The organism is Pseudomonas sp. YL2 (assembly GCF_023063025.1).
Classification (GTDB): Bacteria; Pseudomonadota; Gammaproteobacteria; order Pseudomonadales; family Pseudomonadaceae; genus Aquipseudomonas; species Aquipseudomonas putida_A.
Window position 1 is genome coordinate 32,533 of the sequence record NZ_JAJSLU010000012.1, and the last position, 22,296, is coordinate 54,828.

18 protein-coding genes and 1 pseudogene are annotated in these 22,296 nt (G+C 62.4%); 9 read left to right on the plus strand and 10 right to left on the minus strand.

Going from position 1 to position 22,296, the window contains the following annotated elements; translation table 11 throughout:
* Positions 1 to 115 precede the first annotated feature (115 nt).
* Positions 116 to 253, minus strand: a pseudogene (locus LVD08_RS17625) (LysR family transcriptional regulator); the annotation flags it as partial.
* Between the two features lie 193 nt (positions 254 to 446).
* The gene (locus LVD08_RS17630) at positions 447 to 1,331 is read right to left on the minus strand and encodes a LysR family transcriptional regulator (protein ID WP_247268782.1); all 885 of its coding nucleotides are present in this window, start codon (positions 1,329 to 1,331) and stop codon (positions 447 to 449) included.
* A 133-nt stretch (positions 1,332 to 1,464) separates the two neighbouring features.
* Here LVD08_RS17630 and LVD08_RS17635 point away from each other — a divergent pair, with 133 nt between their 5' ends.
* Together LVD08_RS17635 and LVD08_RS17640 are read left to right on the plus strand one after the other, a co-directional pair.
* Positions 1,465 to 3,132, plus strand: a complete 1,668-nt coding sequence (locus LVD08_RS17635; protein WP_247268783.1) for a GMC family oxidoreductase — start codon at positions 1,465 to 1,467, stop codon at positions 3,130 to 3,132.
* 125 nt (positions 3,133 to 3,257) lie between these two features.
* Positions 3,258 to 4,880 carry an MFS transporter gene (locus LVD08_RS17640; protein ID WP_097090285.1) on the plus strand — a complete coding sequence of 541 codons (1,623 nt, stop codon included), beginning with the start codon at positions 3,258 to 3,260 and terminating at the stop codon, positions 4,878 to 4,880.
* Positions 4,881 to 5,064: 184 nt separating this feature from the next.
* Here LVD08_RS17640 and LVD08_RS17645 read toward each other — a convergent pair whose 3' ends face one another.
* Positions 5,065 to 5,433 carry a DUF427 domain-containing protein gene (locus LVD08_RS17645; RefSeq protein WP_247268784.1) on the minus strand — a complete coding sequence of 123 codons (369 nt, stop codon included), beginning with the start codon at positions 5,431 to 5,433 and terminating at the stop codon, positions 5,065 to 5,067.
* Positions 5,434 to 5,619: 186 nt separating this feature from the next.
* Positions 5,620 to 7,026 (minus strand): serralysin family metalloprotease, encoded by a 1,407-nt coding sequence (locus LVD08_RS17650; RefSeq protein ID WP_247268785.1) that lies wholly within the window; start codon positions 7,024 to 7,026, stop codon positions 5,620 to 5,622.
* 279 nt (positions 7,027 to 7,305) lie between these two features.
* On the opposite strand from LVD08_RS17650, the gene LVD08_RS17655 reads away from it, so the two are divergent.
* From LVD08_RS17655 to LVD08_RS17665, 3 genes are all read left to right on the plus strand, one after another.
* Positions 7,306 to 9,237: a DNA topoisomerase III gene (locus tag LVD08_RS17655; RefSeq protein WP_247268786.1), complete on the plus strand. Its 1,932-nt coding sequence runs from the start codon at positions 7,306 to 7,308 to the stop codon at positions 9,235 to 9,237.
* 187 nt (positions 9,238 to 9,424) lie between these two features.
* Complete coding sequence (locus LVD08_RS17660) at positions 9,425 to 9,928, plus strand: GNAT family N-acetyltransferase (protein ID WP_247268787.1); 504 nt, start codon at positions 9,425 to 9,427, stop codon at positions 9,926 to 9,928.
* A 511-nt stretch (positions 9,929 to 10,439) separates the two neighbouring features.
* Positions 10,440 to 10,769 carry a hypothetical protein gene (locus tag LVD08_RS17665; protein WP_041073389.1) on the plus strand — a complete coding sequence of 110 codons (330 nt, stop codon included), beginning with the start codon at positions 10,440 to 10,442 and terminating at the stop codon, positions 10,767 to 10,769.
* 187 nt (positions 10,770 to 10,956) lie between these two features.
* Here LVD08_RS17665 and cynR read toward each other — a convergent pair whose 3' ends face one another.
* Complete coding sequence (gene cynR, locus LVD08_RS17670) at positions 10,957 to 11,835, minus strand: transcriptional regulator CynR (protein ID WP_247268788.1); 879 nt, start codon at positions 11,833 to 11,835, stop codon at positions 10,957 to 10,959.
* A 117-nt stretch (positions 11,836 to 11,952) separates the two neighbouring features.
* Between cynR and cynS the strand changes: the two genes are divergently transcribed.
* Together cynS and LVD08_RS17680 are read left to right on the plus strand one after the other, a co-directional pair.
* A complete protein-coding gene (cynS, locus tag LVD08_RS17675; protein WP_247268789.1) occupies positions 11,953 to 12,420 on the plus strand; it encodes a cyanase in 468 nt (155 codons plus the stop codon).
* 62 nt (positions 12,421 to 12,482) lie between these two features.
* Complete coding sequence (locus tag LVD08_RS17680) at positions 12,483 to 13,142, plus strand: carbonic anhydrase (RefSeq protein ID WP_135296091.1); 660 nt, start codon at positions 12,483 to 12,485, stop codon at positions 13,140 to 13,142.
* Between the two features lie 128 nt (positions 13,143 to 13,270).
* On the opposite strand, the gene LVD08_RS17685 is transcribed toward LVD08_RS17680, so the two are convergent.
* The 3 genes from LVD08_RS17685 to LVD08_RS17695 form a co-directional block, all read right to left on the minus strand.
* Positions 13,271 to 14,773, minus strand: a complete 1,503-nt coding sequence (locus LVD08_RS17685; protein WP_247268790.1) for an aldehyde dehydrogenase family protein — start codon at positions 14,771 to 14,773, stop codon at positions 13,271 to 13,273.
* Positions 14,774 to 14,952: 179 nt separating this feature from the next.
* Entirely contained in the window at positions 14,953 to 15,861 is a 909-nt protein-coding gene (gene glsB / locus LVD08_RS17690; protein ID WP_003226050.1) for a glutaminase B, read from the minus strand.
* 909 nt (positions 15,862 to 16,770) lie between these two features.
* Positions 16,771 to 18,387: a L,D-transpeptidase family protein gene (locus tag LVD08_RS17695; protein ID WP_247268791.1), complete on the minus strand. Its 1,617-nt coding sequence runs from the start codon at positions 18,385 to 18,387 to the stop codon at positions 16,771 to 16,773.
* Between the two features lie 150 nt (positions 18,388 to 18,537).
* Between LVD08_RS17695 and LVD08_RS17700 the strand changes: the two genes are divergently transcribed.
* On the plus strand, positions 18,538 to 19,251 hold the full coding sequence (locus LVD08_RS17700; protein WP_027611721.1) for a murein L,D-transpeptidase catalytic domain family protein: 714 nt from the start codon (positions 18,538 to 18,540) through the stop codon (positions 19,249 to 19,251).
* On the opposite strand, the gene LVD08_RS17705 is transcribed toward LVD08_RS17700, so the two are convergent.
* Entirely contained in the window at positions 19,199 to 20,587 is a 1,389-nt protein-coding gene (locus LVD08_RS17705; protein ID WP_247268792.1) for an MFS transporter, read from the minus strand. The genes LVD08_RS17700 and LVD08_RS17705 overlap by 53 nt on opposite strands.
* Before the next feature lie 103 nt (positions 20,588 to 20,690).
* Between LVD08_RS17705 and LVD08_RS17710 the strand changes: the two genes are divergently transcribed.
* Positions 20,691 to 21,578 carry a LysR family transcriptional regulator gene (locus LVD08_RS17710; protein WP_139054693.1) on the plus strand — a complete coding sequence of 296 codons (888 nt, stop codon included), beginning with the start codon at positions 20,691 to 20,693 and terminating at the stop codon, positions 21,576 to 21,578.
* Here LVD08_RS17710 and LVD08_RS17715 read toward each other — a convergent pair.
* Complete coding sequence (locus LVD08_RS17715) at positions 21,575 to 22,195, minus strand: cell wall hydrolase (protein ID WP_247268793.1); 621 nt, start codon at positions 22,193 to 22,195, stop codon at positions 21,575 to 21,577. The two genes, LVD08_RS17710 and LVD08_RS17715, sit on opposite strands and share 4 nt — an antisense overlap.
* Positions 22,196 to 22,296: the final 101 nt, after the last annotated feature.

The following is a 22,296-nucleotide window of genomic DNA, read 5'->3' on the forward strand; positions in this document are numbered from 1 at the left end:
GAGGGGGGGGGGGGGGCCCGGCGCGGCGCCGCGGGGGCACAGAGTTTCACCACCACCCCCCCCCCCCGCGCGGGCCCGCACCCCCCCTCCCACAAGGGGATTTGTGTGGGCTGGACTATCCGCGTAACAGGCCTTGCTCCGCTTCGCACAACCCCACCACATAATCCCAGACCACCCGCAGCCGTACCGACTTGTGCAACGCGCGCCGGGTGCTGATCCAGTAACTGCGCTCGATGCTGTCATCCGGCAACAACCGCAGAACCCTGTGGGAGGGGGCGTCCGCGCCGCGGCGGGGGCGGTGGCGGGCCGTCACGCGCCCCGCCAAAATCCCCCCCCCCCCCCCGCCCCTTGCTCGCGAAGGCGTAGTGTCAGTCGATATCTACGTCACAGACATACCGCCTTCGCGAGCAAGCCCGCTCCCACAGGGGGATTTGTGTGGGGCGGGATCAGCCGCGCAACAGGCCCTGATCCGCCTCGCAAAGGCCGACGACATAATCCCAGACCACCCGCAACCTTACTGACTTGTGCAGCTCGCGCCGGGTGCTGATCCAGTAACTGCGCTCGATGTTGTCATCCGGCAGCAACGCCACCAGATCCGGATCCGACGCGGCCATGTAGCAAGGCAACACCGCAATGCCCAATCCCGAGCGCGCCGCTTCCTGCTGGGCGATGACGCTGGTGCTATGGAACACCACGCGCGGGCTGCGGCAGAAGCTGTTGAGGAACATCAGTTCCTGACTGAACAACAGATCATCGACATAACCGATCCACGCATGCCGCGCGAGGTCTTCGCGGCTGCGCAACGGCGGTGCGTTGTCGAGGTAGCGTTGGCTGGCGTAGAGCGCCAACCGATAGTCGGTGAGCTTGCGCGTGACCAGCATGTCGGCCGCCGGGCGCTCCAGATGAATGCTGATTTCCGCCTCGCGGTTGAGGATGCTGACGAAGCGCGGCACGGCGACCAGTTCCACTTCCAGTCCCGGATAACGTTCGAACAGGCCGATCATCCGGCTGGCGAGAAACTTGATGCCCAGCCCTTCGGTGACGCCGACACGGATCTTGCCCAGCGGTGCGGTGGACTGGGTGATTTCTTCCTGGGCCAGCAGCGCGACGTTCTCCATGGCTTCGGCGTGCTTGAGCAGCGCCTCGCCTGCCGGGGTCATTTCATAGCCCTGGGCGTGCTGGACGAACAGCGCGGTGCCGAGGCTTTTTTCGATGGCCTCGATGTGTCGGGCCACGGTGGCGTGAGTAGTGTTCAAGCGCCGGGCAGCGGTGAGCAGGCGGCCGCTGCGTTGCAACTCAAGAAAGAACCGCAGGTCATTCCAGTCGAACATGGGTTGTCCTTGTCAGCTATCGTCAATCCAGGCTGTTTGAAAACGCACAGCAGCTGCGCAAAAACTAACATTCTTTTAACGAAAGCTAACAACTAGAGTGTCCGACAATAAAAACAAAAAGCGAGGTCAGGGAATGCAGACTTCCCTTGAAGAATACGACTACATCGTGGTCGGCGCCGGCCCCGCCGGGTGCCTGCTGGCCAATCGACTGTCGGCAGACAAACAGCAGCGGGTGTTGCTGCTCGAAGCCGGCGGACGCGACAACTACGCATGGATTCACATCCCCGTGGGTTACCTGTTCTGCATCGGCAACCCGCGCACCGACTGGTGCTTCAAGACCGAAGCGCAACCCGGCCTGCAAGGTCGCAGCCTGAGCTACCCACGCGGCAAAGTGCTCGGTGGCTGCTCCTCGATCAACGGCATGATCTACATGCGCGGCCAGGCTGGTGACTACGACGGCTGGGCCGCCGAGGGCAATCCGGGCTGGGCCTGGAACGACGTGCTGCCGCTGTTCAAACAGAGCGAAAACCACTTTGCCGGCGCCGCTGAATTTCACGGTGCCAAGGGTGAATGGCGGGTCGAGCAACAGCGGCTGTCATGGCCGATTCTCGACGCGTTTCGCAGTGCCGCCGAGCAGAGCGGCATCGCCAGCATCGACGACTTCAATCAGGGCGACAACGAGGGTTGCGGCTACTTTCAGGTCAACCAGAAGGCCGGGGTGCGCTGGAACGCGGCCAAGGCTTTTCTCAAACCGATTCGCGAGCGGGTCAATCTGACGGTGCTGACCGGGGTTGAAGTGGATCGGGTGCTGCTGGAAAACGGCCGTGCTTCAAAAGTCAGCGCGCGTCACGAAGGTCAGGTGAAAAGCTTCAAGGCGCGCAAGGAAATCGTCCTCTGCGCTGGCGCCGTGGGTTCGCCGAGCATTCTGCAGCGCTCCGGGATCGGCCCGCGTCCGCTGCTCGAGCGCCTCGGCATCGGGGTGATTCATGAGCTGCCGGGGGTCGGCGGCAACCTGCAGGATCACCTGCAACTGCGCCTGATCTACAAACTGCAGAACGCTCGGACCCTGAATCAGATCGCCGGCAGCGTCTGGGGCAAGATGGGCATGGGCCTGCGTTATCTGTATGACCGCAGCGGGCCGCTGTCGATGGCGCCGAGTCAGCTCGGGGCGTTTGCCCGATCCGGGCCGGAGCAGACTTCAGCCAACCTTGAGTATCACGTGCAGCCGCTGTCGCTGGAGCGTTTTGGCGAGCCGCTGCACAGCTTTCCGGCGTTCACCGCGTCGGTGTGTGATCTGCGTCCGCAGAGCCGTGGCCGCATCGACATCCGTTCGGCAGACCCGCAGGAAGCACCGCTGATTCAACCGAACTACCTCAGCCATCCTGAAGACCTGCGCGTGGCCGCCGACGCGATTCGCCTGACCCGCCGTATCGTCAGCGCCCCGGCCCTGCAAGCGTTCAAACCGGTGGAATACTTGCCCGGCGACAACCTGCAAAGCGAGGAGCAATTGCACGAAGCGGCCGCGCGCATCGGCACGACGATTTTCCACCCGGTCGGCACCTGTCGCATGGGCAATGACGCGGAAGCGGTGGTCGATGCGCAATTGCGCGTGCATGGCGTGCCCGGCCTGCGCATCGCCGACGCCTCAATCATGCCGCGCATCACCTCGGGCAACACCTGTTCGCCTACGCTGATGATTGCCGAGAAGGCCGCGCAGCTGATCCTTTCAGGACCTGTTCAAAGCACCAATGTGGGAGCGGGCTTGCTCGCGAAAGCGGAGTGTCATTCACCCATGATTTGACTGACACGGCCCCTTCGGGAGCAAGCCCTCTCCCACAGGAATCAACAGCATTCAAGGCATCGCGCAACACCCGGACACGCAACACCAGTGGAACAACAAAAACAATCACTGTGAGGGATACCGATATGTCAGAACACGCTCAGCCGCTGGACGCCGCGAGCGGCGCCAGCACCAGCAATGCTACGCAGAAAGTCATCTTCGCCTCGTCCCTGGGGACGGTGTTCGAGTGGTATGACTTCTTCCTCTACGGCGCCCTCGCGGCGGTGATCAGCAAGCAGTTTTTCGCCGGGGTCAACGACACCACGGCGTTCATCTTCGCGCTGATGGCCTTTGCCGCCGGGTTTATCGTGCGGCCGTTCGGGGCGCTGGTGTTCGGTCGGTTGGGGGACATGATCGGGCGCAAATACACCTTCCTCGCGACCATCATCCTGATGGGTATCGCCACGTTCTGCGTCGGCCTGCTGCCGACCTACGCCAGCATCGGCATTGCCGCGCCGATCATTCTGGTGGTGCTGCGCATGCTTCAGGGTCTGGCCCTGGGCGGTGAATACGGCGGTGCTGCGACCTATGTGGCGGAACACGCGCCGATCGGCAAACGCGGCTTCCACACCAGCTGGATTCAATCCACTGCAACCCTCGGCCTGCTGCTGTCGCTGCTGGTGGTGCTCGGGTGCCGCTACTTCACTGGCGATCAGTTTGAAGTCTGGGGCTGGCGCATTCCGTTCCTGCTGTCGATCGTGCTGCTGGGCATTTCCACCTGGATCCGCCTGAGCCTGCACGAGTCGCCGGCGTACCTGAAAATGAAAGAGGAAGGCAAAGCCTCGAAAGCGCCGATCCGCGAATCCTTCGGCAAATGGGAGAACCTCAAGGTCGTGCTGATCGCCCTGTTCAGCATCAACGCCGGGCAAGCGGTGACCTTCTACGCTGCGCAATTTTACGTGCTGTTCTTCCTCACCCAGTTCCTGAAAATGGACCCGGCGGTGGCCAACAGTCTGCTGATCATCAGCGTGGTGATCGGTGCGCCGTTCTTCATCATTTTCGGCTGGCTCTCGGACAAGGTCGGGCGCAAACCGGTGCTGATGCTCGGCCTGCTGCTGGCCACCGCGCTGTACTTCCCGATCTTCAAATCCCTGGCGCACTACGCCAACCCGGCAATCGATCAAGCCAGCCGTCAGGCGCCGATCACCGTGCTGGCCGATCCGGCGACCTGCACCTTCCAGTTCGACCCGGTGGGCAAGGCCAAATTCGACAGCCCGTGCGACAAGGTCAAGACCTTCCTGGTCAAGCAGGGCCTGCCCTACTCCAGTGTCGCCGCTCCGGCCGGCAGTGGCGTGCAGGTGAGCATCGGCGACGTGAAGATCGACGGCTACGACGAATCCGCCCTGCGCGGCGCGGTGACCCTCGCCGGCTACCCGCAACAGGCCGACCTGCAACAGATCAACAAACCGATGATCGTGGCGCTGATCGTCGCGCTGATCATCATCTCGGCCATGTGCTACGGCCCGCTGGCTGCGCTGATGGTCGAACTGTTCCCGACGCGCATCCGCTACACCTCGATGTCCCTGCCGTATCACATCGGCAACGGCTGGTTCGGCGGTTTCCTGCCAACGGTGTCGTTCGCGCTGGTGGTGTACACCGGGGATATTTTCTATGGGCTGTGGTACCCGGTGCTGATTACCGGGGTCAGCTTGGTGGTGGGGATGATCTGTCTGCGAGAGACGAAGAATATCGATCTGGACAAAAACTGATTCCAGATCAACTCAGCTTACCTGTGGCGAGGGAGCTTGCTCCCGCTCGACTGCGAAGCAGTCGCAAAACCTGTAACCGTGGTGTATCTGATGCACTGTAATTGCAGGGTTTAGGGTCGCTTCGCAACCCAGCGGGAGCAAGCTCCCTCGCCACAGGTGATTTACTCGGTCACAGACTTACGTGTCAGACGTCAGCCTTGATCACCTCAAACTTCACCTGATCCGGATAAAACGCCACGTAGTCACGAATCGGCGCGACCGAGACTTTCGGATTTTCGTAAGTCCACACCGCATTCGCCCCCTCATGCCCCGGCACTTGCAGGCTGAAGTAATTGGCATCGCCCTTGTACGGGCAGTAACTGGTGTGGTCGGTGCGGGCGAAGTATTTCTCGTCGATGTCTTCGCGGGGCACGTAGTACACCGGCGGGTAGTTGGCCTCATGGAGCACCAGCACATGCGAGGACGCCGCGACCTGGATGCCGTGGAATTTCACCAGCAGGCAACCGGGGAGTTCTTCGAGGGTGATGACGGGATTGAGGCCGGTGGTGCTCATGGGGGTTCTCCAGGGACAAATGAACAGTGGCGAGGGAGCTTGCTCCCGCTGGGCTGCATAGCAGACCCAAATCCGGAAATCGCGCTGCATCAGGTATAACGCGATTTCAGGTTTTGCGACGGCTTCGCCGCCGAGCGGGAGCAAGCTCCCTCGCCACAAGCGTCAGGTTGGCCCTGTCATTTCACATCAAACCACGATATCAGTCGCCACCGCCTGCCCCACCACACCCACGGCAAAGTCAACCTGCCCCTGCCCGGTCAGATCGACCAGCAGCCCGGTCTGACCGTTCTGCGCGTAGTAAGTCAGGATCGCATCGCCCGCGTGGCCGGTGAAACTGCTGACGAAGTTCAGTGACGCCGCCCCCGTGGCAAACGCGGCGATGCCCGAGAGGTCGATCTTGTCCACGCCGCTCTTGAAATCCATGATCCAGTCCGGCTGGTTGTCGGTCGAATCGCTGGCTGCGCCGAACACGAAGGTGTCTGCGCCCTCGCCGCCCCACAGCACATCCGCGCCGCCACCGCCGTAAAGGATGTCGTTGCCGGCTCCGCCGAACAGATGGTTGACGGCCGAGTTGCCGATCAGCAGGTCATTGCCCGAACCGCCAACCGCATTCTCCACGGTCACGCCATAGGCAATCGATACGTTGCCGACCAGCCCGCCAACGTCAGAGAACGAACCCTCATTGAGGTTGATCTTCTGGTTCTGGGTGAAGCCGGAGAAGTTCAGCGTATCGTTACCGCCACCGTCCCACACCGAAAACACCAGTTTCGACGACGCTGACGTCGCGCCGTAGTAATCACGCCCGGCGTTGGAGCCGAAACCGTAGGTGGTGTCATCGGCGCGGGTTGCATAGTTGGCGCCGTAGAGTTTCTGCACCGCCACGATATCGTCGAGCAACGGTGCCGAGGCGTAGGCGCCACTGCCATCCTTGCTGAAGTTCTGGTCGGTGTTGGCTTCACTCCAGTAGCTCATCAGGCTGTAGCCACGGGTGTCTTCGGCGTACTTGGCGTCGTTGTAGGTCGGGCTGCCGTTGCCGGCGTTGTAGGCGCCCGGGTGCGACAGGCCAAGGGTGTGGCCGATTTCGTGGGTCAGGGTCTGACGCCCGTAGTTGTTGGTGTCCGGGGTCTTGTTGACCTGATATTGATTGTTGATCAGATACCACGACTGACCGTCATAGCTGCCGCCGCTCGGCAGGTAGGCGAACGCCGCGCCGCCGGTGCTGACGTCGTAGTTGCCGAAGGTCATGTGGCCGTCGCCGCCCTTGCCTTCAGTGAACGTGACCTTGGCCACGTCGGCCCAGGATTGCATGGCCAGTATGGCTTGAGCCTTTTGCTGAGCGCTGAACTGGCTGAAGTTGCCGAGATTCGGGTTGTAGTTCGCCGGTTTCTCGGTGAGGAAGGTGTAGGTCAGGGAGATTTTGCCGTCACCGTTCTTGTCGTGCCACGACAGGTTTTTGCGCAGGATTTCGTCGGCTGCCTGATCGGCGGTGAACGACGGTTTGCCGTTCACTAGGCCGACGCCACGGTCGTACAGGTGGCTGAAGGCATTCACTTCGTCATAGGCGCTGCTGGTTTTCGCTTTGGCTTGAGCCATGGTGGGACTTCCTTGTTTCAGAGTTGGCAGTACGCGTCGAGCACGGCGATCCACTAGCGAGATCGTCCGGTCACTCGCGTTTCTGAGAAGCCCGTTGAACCTGACACGGGCGTCAACTGCCTTGCCAATCGATTTCTCGATAGCCGCTCGCGACGTCCCGGTAATACCGGTCATCTCCGGCAATGTTTTGATCTGTATATCCATACAGATAAAAGTTGCCCCGAGCGCCAACTGCGGCCATCCTGTGCACCTCCAGTGAACTGATCGACGACGGTGGTTATGCGGCTGTACCTCTGTGAAAAACCTTCCCAGGCCAAAGACATCGCGGCCGTGCTGGGCGCCAGGCGTCGGGGCGACGGCTGCTGGCTGGGAACGGACGTCACAGTGACCTGGTGCATCGGCCATCTGCTGGAAACCGCGCCGCCGGATGCCTACGACGCGCGCTACAAGCGCTGGGTGCTGGCGGATCTGCCGATCATTCCGGACAAATGGAAAATGACCGTCAAGCCGCGCACCGCCAGCCAGTACAAAGCGGTCAAGCGCCTGCTCGGCGAGGCCAGCGAACTGATCATCGCCACCGACGCCGACCGTGAGGGCGAAATGATCGCCCGGGAACTGGTCGAGCACTGCCGCTATCGCGGGCCGATCCGCCGCTTGTGGCTGTCGGCGCTGGATGAAGCATCGATCCGCAAGGCTCTGGCCGCGCTGAAGCCAGGGGCGGAAACCTTCAGCCTGTATCACTCGGCGCTGGGGCGCTCGCGGGCCGACTGGCTGATCGGCATGAACATGAGTCGCCTGTTTACGCTATTGGGCCGGCAGTCCGGCTATCAGGGTGTGCTGCCGGTCGGCCGGGTGCAGACGCCGACACTGCGGCTGGTGGTGGATCGCGACCGCAGCATCGCCGATTTCGTGCCGGTGCCGTATTGGGCGATCGATGTGCAACTGCTGCACGACGGCACGCCGTTCACTGCGCAATGGCGTGCGCCCTCCGACGTTTGCGACGATCAGGATCGCTGCCTGAATCAGGCGTTGGCCCAGCAGGCAGCCGCCGCTCTGAACAGCGCTGCCAGTGCGCGTGTGGTGAAGCTGCGCACCGAACGCATGCGCGAAGTGGCGCCGCTGCCGTTCGACCTCGGCACCCTGCAGGAAGTCTGTTCGAAGAAACTCGGTCTCGGCGCCCAGGAAACTCTCGACATCGCCCAGGCCCTTTACGAAACCTACAAGGTCATCACCTACCCGCGCAGCGATTGCGGCTTTCTGCCGCTGAGCCAGCACAGCGAAGCTCCTGGAATACTCGCCGCATTGCGTCAGGCCGACCCCAGCCTTGACGCGCTGAACGGTCACCTCGACCCGCAGCGCCGCTCACGGGCGTGGAACGACGCCAAGGTCAGCGCCCACCACGGCATCATCCCCACGGCGGCGGCGAAAAATCTCGAACGCCTGAGCGGCAAACACCGGGCGGTCTATACCCTGATTCGTGCGCGTTATCTGGCGCAATTTCTGCCCAACCATGAATACGATCGCACCCAGGCCGATTTCGATTGCGCCGGTGAAGCATTGCGCGCGGTTGGCAAGCAGATTATCGAACCGGGCTGGAAGCGCGCCCTGCCCGAAGCCCTCGCCCCGGCCAAGGGCCGTGAGGCGCCAGCCCCGCAAACCCTGCCGGCGCTGAGCCAGGGTATCGATTGCGCCGTGGCCGGCGTGAACCTCAAGGATCTGTGGACCCAGCCGCCGAAGCCCTACACCGAGGGCGACCTGATCAAGGCGATGAAGAACGTCGCCAAACTGGTGGAAGATCCGCTGCTCAAACAGAAACTCAAGGACACCACCGGCATCGGCACCGAAGCGACCCGCGCTTCGATCATTCAGGGTCTGCTGGATCGAGGTTATCTGGTGAAGAACGGCAAGGCGCTGGCCGCGACGCCGGCGGCCTTCAGCCTGATCGACGCCGTGCCCCGGGCGATTGCCGATCCCGGCACCACCGCCATCTGGGAACAGGCGCTGGACATGGTGCAGAGCGGCGAGATGAGCCTGGAAGAGTTCGTCACCAAACAGGCGGCGTGGATGAGCAAGCAGGTCACCCGGTGTTCTGCGCTGAGCCTGACCATCAGCGGCCCGCCACCGGCCGGCAAGGCTGCTGCGCCGTGGAAGAAAAAGCGTAAATCGACGCGCAGTAAAACCGCCAGTGCAACCAAGCGTACCGCCAAATAACTCAAATCTGCTGAGTTGCTGTGGCGAGGGAGCTCGCTCCCGCTCGGCTGCGCAGCAGTCGCAAAACCTGCAACTATGGTCTATCTGAAACATCGCGATTGCTGGCTTTAGGGCCGCTTCGCGCCCCAGCGGGAGCAAGCTCCCTCGCCACAGGGTTCTTAAGTCTCCCTTTTGGAGTTCATTGAACATGCCCACTATCGAACTGCACCCCGCCCAACGCGACGAACTGCAAACCATCGAAAACCTCATGCAGTTCTACATGTACGACTTCAGCCAATGGCTACCACTGAAGCTCGGCGAACATGGTTTCTTCAGCATTCAGCAGAAAGACGATTACTGGCGCAATCCCGCTACCCAACCGTTCCTGATCCGCGTCGACGGTGAACTGGCCGGCTTCGTGACCGTGGATAACGACACCCACATCGACGGCGCCGAACACAACATCGGCTACTTTTTCCTCACCCGACGCTTTCGTGGCCAAGGCGTCGCGCAGTTTGTCGTCTCTGCCCTCTTGAGCCGTCTGCCCGGTCAATGGCAGATTTTCCACATCGATGCCAACCTGCCTGCGCAGCGCTTCTGGGCCAGGTTGATCCCCGAATTGGCTGGCGGCGCCTTCACCCGCCAGCAGCGCGCCGTGGACGGTTATCCCTGCACCTTCTATGTCCTGCGTGCCCCTGCAGCCGTTGCCTGAACGGAACTTTTCTCATTCCAAAACAGCTTTGTCCGACAATATGTAGTGAACAAAAATAATCACTACAAAACCGTTGACGGCACCGTTTTGCTTTTGCATGATGAAGACGTTCCCCGATCGGGAACATCGGTAACACGCTTGAGCAAACTCGTCTGACCGCCGAGTTGTTTTTTCCGGATACACGCTGCCCACAAGGCAGATTGAAGAAGCTGACCTGGCCTGAACGTCCAGTACAAGGACGAGAAGCGCTGGCGAAAATTCTCAAGACGCTTGTGGTCGACCCTGAAAATGTCGTCAAGGAGCCTCCCGGTTTTCGCTGCTTCTCCTCGTTGTGACGCTATTGCGTAGCAGTTATTCAACACGACTACATGCAACAGACGCATGACCCCGTACTTCACACGGGCGACCGCTGACGTCCTGGTTTCGGTGCCAGGGATCAACTAACCGATGGGCTACCTGTATTAGCGAATCAACTTTGAAAGATCACCAGACTGGTCAAGGGGCAAACATCATGAATCTGAACAATCAACCTACTATCGAAGAACTGGCTCGTATGTTCGCTGCGCAAAAAGACAGCCACGACAGCCACATTCTCTGGATCAGCAAGTCGGGTCAGGTGCATATCGACTGCCTGTCGCCCCATGCTGGTGAAGAAGAATTCGACCGCAGCAACCAGAACCTGCTGGCCCGCCTGAAGATGTACCGCCGCGGCCACGGTTATGTCGGCAAGAAAGCTGCGGCCGATAAAGACTTCATCGGCAATGTGCTGCAGACGCTGAAACAGGCGTGGGATTCGATGCAGAACAAGAATGAAGTTCGGGTGATTGACCGGTTCTGCTGATTTACAACTTCAATAAATAAAAAGGGTCTGCTTCCAACAGAAGCAGGCCCCTTTTATATCCGCAATTCACCACACAATCCTCTGGGGGGGGGGGTTCTCCCGCAAGGGCGCGGGGGGTGACCCCCCCCCCCACCACACGGCCCCCCCCCCGCGGCCGGCCGCTCCCACAGGGGGGCTGTGTTGTTGGTCAGATTTTCGCTTGCAGGACCAAATTCACAAACGCCAGCGCCGCCGCACTGTGGTAATTATTCTGCCGCCGCAACAACGCCGCCCCACGCTGCGGTGCTTCATTCTCTACGCTCAAACGACGCAACGCCCGGTCTTCGCTGGCAATCGCCTCGGGCAACATCGTCGCCATCGGCGAATGCCGCACCACCTCCAGCAACGTACTCACCGAATTCACCTCGATCCGCACCTGCGGCGTGATCCCCTGCTGACGGAAATACTCATCGATCGATAACCGCGTGATGAAGTCCGGCGCCAGCAAAGCGAAATCCAGTTGGGCAAGATCGCTCGCCGTCAGCACCGCCTGACTCTCGTACAACGGATGCTCGCGCCCGACCATGATCCCCAGGGTTTCGGTAAACGCCGGAATACACTCAATGTCCGGGTGGCGCACCGGGGTAAAGGCAATCGCGATGTCCAGCGAATCGTCCGCCAGCCCCGCCTCGATATCATCCATCGACAGCTCGAAAATCTGCAGATGGATACCCGGATAGCGTGCGGCGAAATCACGTACCAACGGCCCGACCAGATAGGCCATGAACGTCGGCGTCATGGCCAGCCGCAAGCGCCCACGCGACAGATCCTTCACGTCATGCAACGCCCGCTTGCCCGCCTCCAACTCCACCAGCACGCGCCGCGCACACTCAATGTAAGCCTCACCGGCATCGGTGGGTTTAACGGTGCGCGAGGTGCGGTCGAACAGATTCACCCCGAGGCTTTCCTCCAGTTGGCGGATCTGTTGCGACAAGGTCGGCTGCGACACATGCAACGCCTCCGCCGCCCGGGTGAAGCCGCCGTGATCGGCAACGGCCAGCAGATATCGCAAATGTCGCAGCAGCATGGGATCACCATCTATAGGCAGTGCTTATGCGAAGCATTGTATATCGGTCTTGGACGCTATGGATCAATCGGCAGAAGATGGCTCCCACAGCAAGCCAACCTTGAAAGGAGTGACACCATGCAACAGTCCCACGCCTACAACGATGCCAGCCTGGCCCTGACCACCCGCATTCTCGACATCAAGGCCCGCAAGAATTTGTCATGGCAGGATCTTGCCGATGGCACCGGCCTGAGCCTGGCCTACGTCACCGCTGCCCTGCTCGGCCAGCACCCGCTGCCGCAAGACGCCGCGCAAGTGGTCGGCGAAAAACTTGAGCTGGACGCCGACGCCATCGCCGCGCTGCAGATCATCCCGCTGCGTGGCAGCCTTAGCGGCGTGCCGACCGACCCGACCATCTACCGCTTCCACGAGATGATCCAGATCTACGGCACCACCCTCAAAGCCCTGGTCCACGAGCAGTTCGGCGACGGCATCATCAGCGCCATCAACTTCAAGCTCGACATCAAGAAAGTCGAAGACCCGGAAGGCGGCTCCCGCGCCGTGGTCACCCTCGACGGCAAGTTCCTGCCGCTGCGCCCGTTCTGATCCACCCCGGCCCGCACCCCGTGTGCGGACCGACCGCTCTCTTGTTCAATGAGGACACGCCCATGAAAAACCTGATCGAAGGCTTCCTGAAGTTCCAGAACGAGGCGTTTCCGCAACGCACCGAGCTGTTCAAGCACTTGGCGACCACTCAAACCCCGGGCACCTTGTTCATCACCTGTTCCGACAGCCGTGTGGTGCCGGAACTGCTGACCCAGCAAGAACCCGGCGAGCTGTTCGTGATCCGCAACGCCGGCAATATCGTGCCGTCCTACAGCCCGCATCCGGGCGGGGTTTCGGCGACGGTGGAATACGCGGTGGCGGTACTTGGGGTGACGGACATCGTGATCTGCGGCCACTCCGATTGCGGCGCGATGACCGCGATTGCCCAGTGCAAATGCATGGATCATCTGCCCGCCGTCAGCGGCTGGCTGCAACATGCCGAGTCGGCGAAAGTGGTGAACGAGGCGCGGCCGCACGCCAATGACGCGGCGAAATTGAGTTCGATGGTGCGGGAAAATGTGATCGCGCAACTGGCGAACATTCAGACCCACCCGAGCGTGCGCCTGGCCCAGGAGAAAGGCCTGCTGAACCTGCATGGCTGGGTGTATGACATCGAGACCGGCTCGATCGATGCGCTGGCGGCGGATCGCCGCACGTTTGTGCCTCTGGCTGAGCAGCCGGCGACGTGCGCCATTCAGGCAAACACTAGTGCAGCCGCCTGAAGGAGAACAGTGCAACTCTGTGGCGAGGGAGCTTGCTCCCGCTGGGGCGCGCAGCGGCCCTCGCTCATTTGGGTCTGCTGCGCAGACCAGCGGGAGCAAGCTCCCTCGCCACAGGTTTGGTGTTCAGATCAGCGTTTTACGCTGAGGTCGATCTGGGTCATACGGCTACGCACCGTAAACACGCCATCCCCCGAAAGAATCGCACTGCGCGCAAACAGGCGCCCGCTCTCCCAGTTCGAAAGCCCCAGTTCCGGCTTGTTCAGTGCGTATTGCCCATCGACCCAACGGGTAATCCCGTTACCCACAAACGGCGCGTTCACCGCGTTGTAGAAGCGTTCCTGGACAGCAGCATCCTCGCTGATCAACGACACCGTGAACTGTGGGCTGTAGCGGTTGAACAGCGCGATCGCCTGATCCAGATCGTCGACAATCATCAGGCTGACTTCCGGGGTTTCTTCCCATTCCCACTCGCGGCCCAGCTCGGATTCCGCCAGCGTTTCGGCCAGGGCTTCGGTCTGATAACCCTCGGCGCGATAGACCTCGACTGTCGCGTTGTGCCACTCGGCCGGCAGGTAACTTTCGCTGCCTGCGACGATGTGCAATTTGCAGCCCTGACCGCGTGCGGTACCGGCCTGCTGCAGCGCATCGAGGAACAGCGGGATCAGCTCGACGGCACGATCACGTTGAATCAGGCAGACGTTCAGCGTGTTGCAGACTTTGCGATCCAGCGAATTACGCACCACGGCGGCGAAGCGCGTGGCGTCGGCGTGACGATCGGCAATCAGCCACGCGCCGCCAGTGCCGTGCAGGCTGACCGCCGTGCCCGCCTGCTGGGCGATGCTACCCAACTGGCTGACCGCACGCCCCGAACCCCGGGCCACCGCCAGCGACAAACGCCGGTCGGCGAACATCGCCCAACCGGCCGCGTGATTGACGCTTTCCACCAGCGACACCGCACCCGCCGGCAGACCGGCATCGGCCAGCGCCGGGTTCAGCGCGTGAGTGACGATTGCTTGCGCGGTGCCCAATGCATCGCTGCCGATGCGCAGTACCGCGGCGTTGCCGGTGCGCAACACGCCAGCGGCATCGGCGAACACGTTCGGCCGTCCTTCAAACACGAACGCCACGATGCCCAGCGGCGACACCACTTGCTCGACCTTCCAGCCGTCGTGTTCGACGCAGCTGATGACCTTGCCGCGCGTGGCCGGCGCATCCCGCCAGGCGCGCAGACCGGCGATCATGTCGCGGCGCATGCGGTCGTCGGCGAGCAGCCGGGTGGTGGAGCGGCCACGGGCCTTGGCGCGTTCGATGTCGGCCAGGTTGGCGGCTTCGATCAGGTTCCAGCACTCTGCGGTTTCCAGGCGTTGCGCGAACAGATCGAAGAAGTGGCTGATGGCTTCGTCGGAGACTGCCGACAATGCAGTGAATGCCGCTTCAGCACGCTCGATCGCCACCGCAGCCGCTTGTTGATCGACCACCGGAATCAGCAACAGCTCGCCACTCACCTGCTCGACCAGCAGGTGGTCACCGGGCTGAAACCGCGCCGCCAGTTCGGGGCTGACCACGGTCACACGGTTGCCAGCGAAAGGGATCGGCGTACCAGCGACTAGACGTTCGAGCGCAAGAGACATGAAGCGGATTCACCATATGAGGGGCGGCCGGAAAATGTATAGGAACTGCGCTCTCCGAGGCAACACAAAACCCTTGTAGGAGTGAGCCTGCTCGCGATAGCGGAGTGTCAGACGCAGTCATATTGAATGACACACCGCTATCGCGAGCAGGCTCACTCCTACAGTTACTGCGGTGCTTTTTAGAACACCGACCAGCCAATCCGCGAACTGAGCATCTCCAGCGCCGCCATCCCCGCCAGCGAGTTGCCGGCAGCGTTGAGTTCCGGCGACCACACGCACACCGTGAACTGCCCGGGCACCACCGCGACGATCCCGCCGCCAACCCCGCTCTTGCCCGGCAAGCCGACGCGATAAGCGAAGTTGCCGGCCTCGTCGTACAGACCGCTGGTGGCCATGATCGAGTTGACCTGCTGGGTCTGGCGCCGAGTGAGGATCTGTTCGCCGCTGTGTTTGCAGAAACCGTCGTTGGCGAGGAAGCAGAACGCCCGGGCCAGATCGATACAGTTCATGCGCAACGCGCAGTGGCTGAAGTAGCTGCGCAGCACCGCTTCGACGTCGTTGTGGAAGTTGCCGAACGATTGCATCAGGTACGCCATGGCCGCGTTGCGGGCGCGATGCTGGTACTCGGATTCGGCGACCTTGCCGTCGACGATCACCTGTGGATTGCCCGACAGGCGCCGCACGAAGTCGCGCATCGACAGGGCTGGCGCGGCGAAACGCGACTGGTTGATGTCGCAGATCACCAGCGCCCCGGCGTTGATGAACGGATTGCGCGGGCGCCCGCGTTCGAACTCCAGTTGCACCAGCGAGTTGAACGGCTGGCCGGACGGCTCGTGCCCCAGACGCTCCCAGATCGCCTCGCCGGAATGCTCGATCGCCTGCACTAGGCTGAACACCTTGGAAATACTCTGCACCGAGAACGGCGTCTCGGCGTCGCCGGCGCAATACATTTCGCCGTCGTTGCCATACACGGCGATGCCCAGCTGATTGGCCGGCACGGTGCCGAGGGCGGGAATGTAATCAGCCACTTTGCCCTGCCCGATCAGGGGCCGGACAGCGTCAAGAATCTCGTTCAACAGCGCTTGCATGCCGGGTTCCGAAGTCTCGCCCCATGGGATTGCGGGGACACTGGGGCTAGACGCTGCGCACCTGCCACGAATCACACTGGCTATCACAGGGGACTGTGGTAGATGAAAGATTCAGGGCTGGCCGCGATCAAGGGTGGGAGTGGGCTTGCTCACGAAGGGGTCGGCACAGTCAGCATTGGCTGACCTGACGCCTTCGCGAGCAAGCTCGCTCCCACTGGGGCTGTGGTGGATGAAGGATTCAGGGCTGGCCACGATCAAGTGTGGGAGTGAGCTTGCTCACGAAGGGGCCGGTACAGTCAGCATTGATGTTGGCTGAACTGACGCTTTCGCGAGCAAGCCCGCTCCCACAGGGGGCTGTGGTGGATGAAGGATGGGGGCCCGGCCGCGATCAGGGGTGGGAGTGGGCTTGCTCACGAAGGGGTCGGCACAGTCAGCATTGATGTTGGCTGACCTGACGCTTTCGCGAGCAAGCCCGCTCCCACAGGGGCTGTGGTGGATGAAGGATTCAGGGCTGGCCGCGATCAGGGGTGGGAGTGGGCTTGCTCACGAAGGGGCCGGTACAGTCAGCATTGATGTTGACTGAACTGACGCTTTCGCGAGCAAGCCCGCTCCCACAGGGGGCTGTGGTAGACGAAAGATTCAGGGCTGGCCGCGATCAGGGGTGGGAGTGGGCTTGCTCACGAAGGGGCCGGTACAGTCAGCATTGATGTTGACTGAACTGACGCTTTCGCGAGCAAGCCCGCTCCCACAGGGGGCTGTGGTGGATGAGGGATTGGGGCCTGGCCGCGATCAGGGGTGGGAGTGGGCTTGCTCACGAAGGGGTCGGCACAGTCAGCATTGATGTTGGCTGACCTGACGCTTTCGCGAGCAGGCTCGCTCCCACTGGGGGGATTGCTGCAAATCCGGGATTCAGTGTGCGCCGTCGAGACCGGCGAGCAGCGCACTGTCGCGGCTGTAGATATCCGGCGCATAGCGCACCTGCCCATCCTTGCCGACCTGCGCCGTCCAGTAGGTCATGAGGATCGGCACCGGTGCCGACAGGCGGAATTCGTGGGTGCTGCCGGTGGCGAGCAAGGTGTCGGTGCGGGTGCGTTCCGCCGGGGTCAGCAACAGGTCGCGCAGTTGCATCGGGTGCTCGACCCGCACACAGCCCGAGCTGAAGGCGCGCGGGCCTTTGTCGAACAGGGCCTTGCTCGGCGTGTCGTGCAGGTACACCGCGAACGGGTTGGGGAAACGGATCACCAGTTGCCCCAGCGGATTACGCGGCCCGGCGTCCTGGCGCAGCATGATGTTGCCGGGGTTGTCCCAGTCGATATCCGCTGCGGCCAACGGCTGACCATGGGCGTCGAGCACCTGCAGATTCTGCCGGCTGAGGAAGGTCTGGTCCTTGCGGATCGCCGGCAGCTTGTCTTCTTTCCAGATGGTCGGCGGCACGGTCCAGGTCGGGTTCAGGGTCAGACGCGTAACCCGGGATTTCAGCAGCGGGGTCTGCCGCTCGGCGCGACCGACCTGAGTACGGGTCTGCCAGACCGGCACGCCGGCCTGGTACAGGGTCAGCTCGGCGGCGGCGACGTTGACCAACAAACCGTCGGGTTCCATGTCCTGCGCCAGCCAGCGGAAACGCTCAAGGTTGACCCGCAATTGCTCGCGGCGGGTCAGCGGGCTGATGTTGAGCTCGGCAATCGTCCCCGGCCCAACTACCCCGTCGGCCTGCAACGAATGGTTGGCCTGAAAGCTCTTCACCGCTTCCACCAGCACGCCCTCATAGGCATTGCCGGGCGTACCGATGGCGTGGGTCAGGTAGCCTTCGTTGAACAGGCGTTGTGCCAATTCCGGCACGCGTTTGTCTTCCATCGCCGGGCGTAGCAACGGGCCGTTGCCCACCGACTGCCAGTGCGGCAAGGCCTGCAGCCGCTGGCTGGCGTAGAGGTGGCGCAGGCTCTGGTATTGCGCCAGACGCGGACGCGCCAGATCGAACGCGGTCTTGATGTCGTGCAGACCGGGCACGGCGATCGCCAGCAATTCCGCCTGACGATCACGCGGGGTGTCATCGGAATGCCACAGCGGTTCGAAATGCGATTGCAGCAGACGACCGTAATGCAGGTCCTGCAGGGCTTGAAGATAAGAGCGGCTGATGTCGATATCGGCGCACAACTCGCCGTCCTGCGGCGGATTGGCCGCCACCGGGTAGCGCTTGGGATTGAGGCCATCATCAGCCAACAGCTGCAACTGCGCGCGCAAGGCCGGCAAACGCCCGGACTCGCTGGCCCACACCGGCAGCCAGTCCTGCTGCTGATAAAACGCCTGCAATTGCGTCAGCGCCGCGCCGCTCAGGTGCGCGGCAATCGCCGGGCACGCCTGGGGCAAACCGATCAGCACCGCTTGCAGCGGACTTTGCGGCTCGAGCGGCATTTCCGCCGGCGGCGTCGGCAGGGTCTGCAACGGTGGCAGCGGCTCATCGGCGCAAGCGACAAACGGCGCAGCGAGCAAACAAATGCTCAAGTAGCATGCGTACTTTTTGAACAACTGCTTTACTCCAATCCGTGGCCGTCTGAATGACGGTCAACCTTACATCAGGTGCGCTGAACAGTCAGGCTCGAAACAGGGGTCTGTCGGGTATGACTGGGAGTCAGGAGCCAAAGTGCCAAATAAGTAGCAAGTGAGGACACTTTATAAATGTTGACGTATTTGCGCCGACTTCTGCTGACCACCGCGACCCTCGTCGTCGTGAGCAGCCCAGCTTTCGCCGCCGGCAAACCATCGCCGGTTCTCTTCACCAGCCTCGCCCACGCCGCGCCGGAACTCAATCCCCAAGCGCTGAAAGGTGCCTTGAGCGCCATGCAATGCGCAGTGAACAATGGCGCGAGACCCTCACGCCACCTGGCGATCATCGATTATTCGCAGCCCTCCACCGCCCGCCGGCTGTGGATCTTCGATCTGAACAGAAAGAAACTGGTGCTGCGCGATCTGGTCGCCCACGGTTCAAATTCCGGGGAAAATTTCGCTACCCAGTTCTCCAACCGCGAAGGCAGTTACCAATCCAGCCTCGGGCTGTTCCGCACCCAGGAAAGTTACGAGGGGACCCACGGTTATTCGCTGCGCATGGACGGTCTGGAACCGGGCTTCAATGACCTGGCCCGCGACCGGGCCATCGTGATCCACGCCGCCGACTACGTGAATCCGTTGTGGAGCAAGCGTCAGGGCCGTATCGGTCGCAGCCAGGGTTGCCCGGCGGTGCGCCCGCAAGTGGCGAAGCAGGTGATCGATAAACTCAAGGACGGCCAGTTCATGTTCTCCTGGTACCCGGACCAGCGCTGGCTGAAGTCCTCGCCGTACCTCAACTGCCAGCCGCAGCAAGTGGCGAGCATCTTGAGTACCCACGCCAGCTGACGATCAGGGCCACGACCATCAGCACCGCCGCAACCCCGAACGTGCTGTGCAAGCCACTGCCGATGACCTCGGCCGGGGCTTGCGTCGGGTCACCCGTAGCGAAGGCAAACACCGCACCCATGACCGCCGCGCCGGTGATCAGTCCGAGATTGCGTGACAGCCCGAGCAGGGCCGACACCACGCCGCGCTGATCCTGACTGACCATGGCCATTAACCCGCTATTGTTGGCCGCCTGAAACAACGCGTAATTGCTGGCAATGACCGCCATCGGCAGCAGATACGCCGGCAGACCGAGACTCATCGGCAACAACGCCAACAAACTGCAACCACCGGCCAACCCGAACAACGCCCCCGGCACCACCCGCCGCGCACCGAAGCGATCCACCAGACGCCCCGCCGGCACCCCGCCGCACGCCGCCAGCAGCGGCCCGACCGACAATGCCAGGCCGACCACGGTGCTGCCCAGTCCCAGGCCCCGGCTCAGGTAAAACGGCCCGACCACCAGCGTGGTCATCATCACCGTCGTCACCAGCAACGTCAGCGCCAGGCTGCTGCTCAGACGCGCATCGGCAAACAATGACAGGCGAATCAGTGGCGCCCTGGCTTTCATCTCGACCGCAACAAACACCCCTGCTCCGCACAGGCTGACCAGCAGCAACATCAATGTATGGCCGTCGAGCGTCATCGCCAGCGCGTAGGCGGCCAGCGTCAATACCAGCACCACGGTGCCGAGGTAATCAAACGCGACTGCCGATTTGGCCGGGCGATCCGCCGGCAGATATCGATAAACCAGCCACGCGTTGAGCAGGCCCAACGGCACGTTGAGGACAAAGATCGACGGCCAGCCGACATGCGCGATCAGCAGACCGCCCAGCGATGGCCCGAGGCTCGTGCCGGTGGCCGACATGGTTGCCAGCAAGCCCATCGCACTGCCCGCCCGCGCCTTGGGCACCGCATCCGCCACCAGCGCCACCGTCAAGGCGAACATGATCGCCGCGCCAAGGCCCTGCACGGCCCGCGCGCCGATCAACCAGCCCAGCCCCGGCGCCAGCGCACAGCACAGCGAAGCACTGGTAAAAATGCCGATGCCGATCAGCAGCAGGCGTCGCCGCCCGAACACATCGCCCAGACGCCCGACGCTGACAATCAACGTGGTGACCGCCAGCAGGTACGCCAGCACGATCCACTGCACCTGTTGAAACGTCGCATCGAACGCTGCAGCCAAGGTCGGTAATCCGGCATTGGCGATGCTAGTGTCCAGCGACGGCATCAACATCGACAGCGCCAGACTGGTCAGCGCCCAGCGGGCTTGAGGGGGCAAGGGGGATCCGGGCATCGGGCGCTCCTGGTGCAAAGGTCAGACGGCATAGCCTGAGTCTCGACACGGCAAGGCGCAAGACGCATGCTTTGCACTTGATACCTGCGTGGAACGCCATGTCATGAGCACACCGGATCTGAACCTGTTGATCACCCTCGACGTGTTGTTGCGCGAAGGCAGCGTCGCCCGCGCCGCGCACATTCTGCGGTTGAGCCCGTCGGCCATGAGTCGTGCCCTGGCCCGGCTGCGCGAAACCACTGGCGATCCGTTGCTGGTGCGCGCCGGCCGAGGTCTGGTGCCGACCCCGCGTGCGCTGGAATTGCGTGAGCGGGTCAGCGCTCTGGTGCAGGAAGCCGAGGCGGTGTTGCGCCCCGCCGAAGTGCTCGATCCCGGCCAATTGCAGCGCACCTTCACCCTGCGCAACACCGACGGTTTTGTCGAAACCTTCGCCGCCGCGCTGCTCGCGCGCATCGCTGAAGAAGCCCCCGGCGTGCGCCTGCGCTTTGTGCAGAAAGCCGACAAGGACAGCACGCCGCTGCGCGAAGGCCGGGTCGATCTGGAGACCGGCGTGGTCGACGACAGCACCGACCCGACGCTGCACAGCCGCATTCTGTTTGAGGATCACTGGATCGGTGTGGTTCGTGAGGGCCATCCGTTGAGCTCGGGCAAGATCAGCAGCAAACGCTTTGCCGGCGGCCAGCACATTCTGATCTCACGGCGCGGGCGCAGCAGCGGCCCGGTTGACGAAGCGCTGCTCGCCGCAGGGCTGACGCGGGATATCGTCACGTCATTCGGCGGCTTTTCGGCGGCGCTGACGCTGGTGCGCGAATCGAACCTGATCGCCACGGTTCCGGAGCGTCACACCAGCAAGCTGCGCATGGGCCTGCACAGCTTCGCCCTGCCCTTCAGGATGCCGCCGATCAGCGTGTCGATGCTCTGGCACCCGCGCATGGACGCCGACCCGGCGCACCGCTGGTTGCGCAATTGTGTACGAGAAGTCTGCGTCTAACGCGCATCGCCGCCAGCCGGTTTGTAGAACAGGAACTTTCCGACCGCGGCGGTCTTTTTGTATTCCCTGGCCCAGCTCGGATGCACCTGGCGATCATGGAAGTACAGTGCGCCATGGGTGCGATCCGGCAACTGGCGGTTGAGTGCCTTGCCGGCGATGTCCTTGGCCAGGGTGTATTCGGCGTCTTCCTTGACCTGATCGGCCTTGCCATCGCACCACCAGGAAAACTGGCAGCTCTTGGTTTCCGAACCTTGCTTGACCACTGCACACACGGTGTCGGGGAAGCCGTCATGGCCGAGGCGGTTCATCACCACGTTGGCCACCGCCTCCATTTCCAGCGTGTCGCGGCCCTTGGCTTCCCAATAGATACTGCGCGCCAGGCAGGTGATCGGATCGTCCAGCGGCGCGGTGCCGGCGGGGTCAACCGCCTGCACTTCAGTGGGGGTGATCGCTTCGGATTTGGGTGCTGGCGCCGCGCTGACTTTGTCGGCGGCCTTCTCTTCCAGCACCTGGGCTTTCTCTTCGGCCTTGGCCTTGATCGGGGTCTGATCGGTGGCGTTCACAACGCCGGCCATAAGGGTTAATGCGAAACAGCCAGCCAACCATTTCAGTCCCATGTCAGTTCTTCCGGCAACGCCCGTTCCGGGCAAGGTGTTTCGTGGGGGAGACGCCCGGTTCCCGGGGCCTTCGGAGAGTGTAGACGGCGAATACCGACGTA

Excerpts from the sequence above, each read along its gene's own strand:
- LVD08_RS17660 (WP_247268787.1), top strand. The coding sequence starts at position 9,425 with ATGCCCACTATCGAACTGCACCCCGCCCAACGCGACGAACTGCAAACC.
- LVD08_RS17700 (WP_027611721.1), top strand. The coding sequence starts at position 18,538 with ATGTTGACGTATTTGCGCCGACTTCTGCTGACCACCGCGACCCTCGTC.
- LVD08_RS17710 (WP_139054693.1), top strand. The coding sequence starts at position 20,691 with ATGAGCACACCGGATCTGAACCTGTTGATCACCCTCGACGTGTTGTTG.
- cynR (WP_247268788.1), bottom strand. The coding sequence starts at position 11,835 with ATGCTGCTGCGACATTTGCGATATCTGCTGGCCGTTGCCGATCACGGC.
- cynS (WP_247268789.1), top strand. The coding sequence starts at position 11,953 with ATGCAACAGTCCCACGCCTACAACGATGCCAGCCTGGCCCTGACCACC.
- LVD08_RS17650 (WP_247268785.1), bottom strand. The coding sequence starts at position 7,026 with ATGGCTCAAGCCAAAGCGAAAACCAGCAGCGCCTATGACGAAGTGAAT.
- LVD08_RS17665 (WP_041073389.1), top strand. The coding sequence starts at position 10,440 with ATGAATCTGAACAATCAACCTACTATCGAAGAACTGGCTCGTATGTTC.
- LVD08_RS17715 (WP_247268793.1), bottom strand. The coding sequence starts at position 22,195 with ATGGGACTGAAATGGTTGGCTGGCTGTTTCGCATTAACCCTTATGGCC.
- LVD08_RS17640 (WP_097090285.1), top strand. The coding sequence starts at position 3,258 with ATGTCAGAACACGCTCAGCCGCTGGACGCCGCGAGCGGCGCCAGCACC.
- LVD08_RS17680 (WP_135296091.1), top strand. The coding sequence starts at position 12,483 with ATGAAAAACCTGATCGAAGGCTTCCTGAAGTTCCAGAACGAGGCGTTT.
- LVD08_RS17635 (WP_247268783.1), top strand. The coding sequence starts at position 1,465 with ATGCAGACTTCCCTTGAAGAATACGACTACATCGTGGTCGGCGCCGGC.
- LVD08_RS17630 (WP_247268782.1), bottom strand. The coding sequence starts at position 1,331 with ATGTTCGACTGGAATGACCTGCGGTTCTTTCTTGAGTTGCAACGCAGC.
- LVD08_RS17645 (WP_247268784.1), bottom strand. The coding sequence starts at position 5,433 with ATGAGCACCACCGGCCTCAATCCCGTCATCACCCTCGAAGAACTCCCC.
- LVD08_RS17655 (WP_247268786.1), top strand. The coding sequence starts at position 7,306 with ATGCGGCTGTACCTCTGTGAAAAACCTTCCCAGGCCAAAGACATCGCG.
- LVD08_RS17705 (WP_247268792.1), bottom strand. The coding sequence starts at position 20,587 with ATGCCCGGATCCCCCTTGCCCCCTCAAGCCCGCTGGGCGCTGACCAGT.
- LVD08_RS17685 (WP_247268790.1), bottom strand. The coding sequence starts at position 14,773 with ATGTCTCTTGCGCTCGAACGTCTAGTCGCTGGTACGCCGATCCCTTTC.
- glsB (WP_003226050.1), bottom strand. The coding sequence starts at position 15,861 with ATGCAAGCGCTGTTGAACGAGATTCTTGACGCTGTCCGGCCCCTGATC.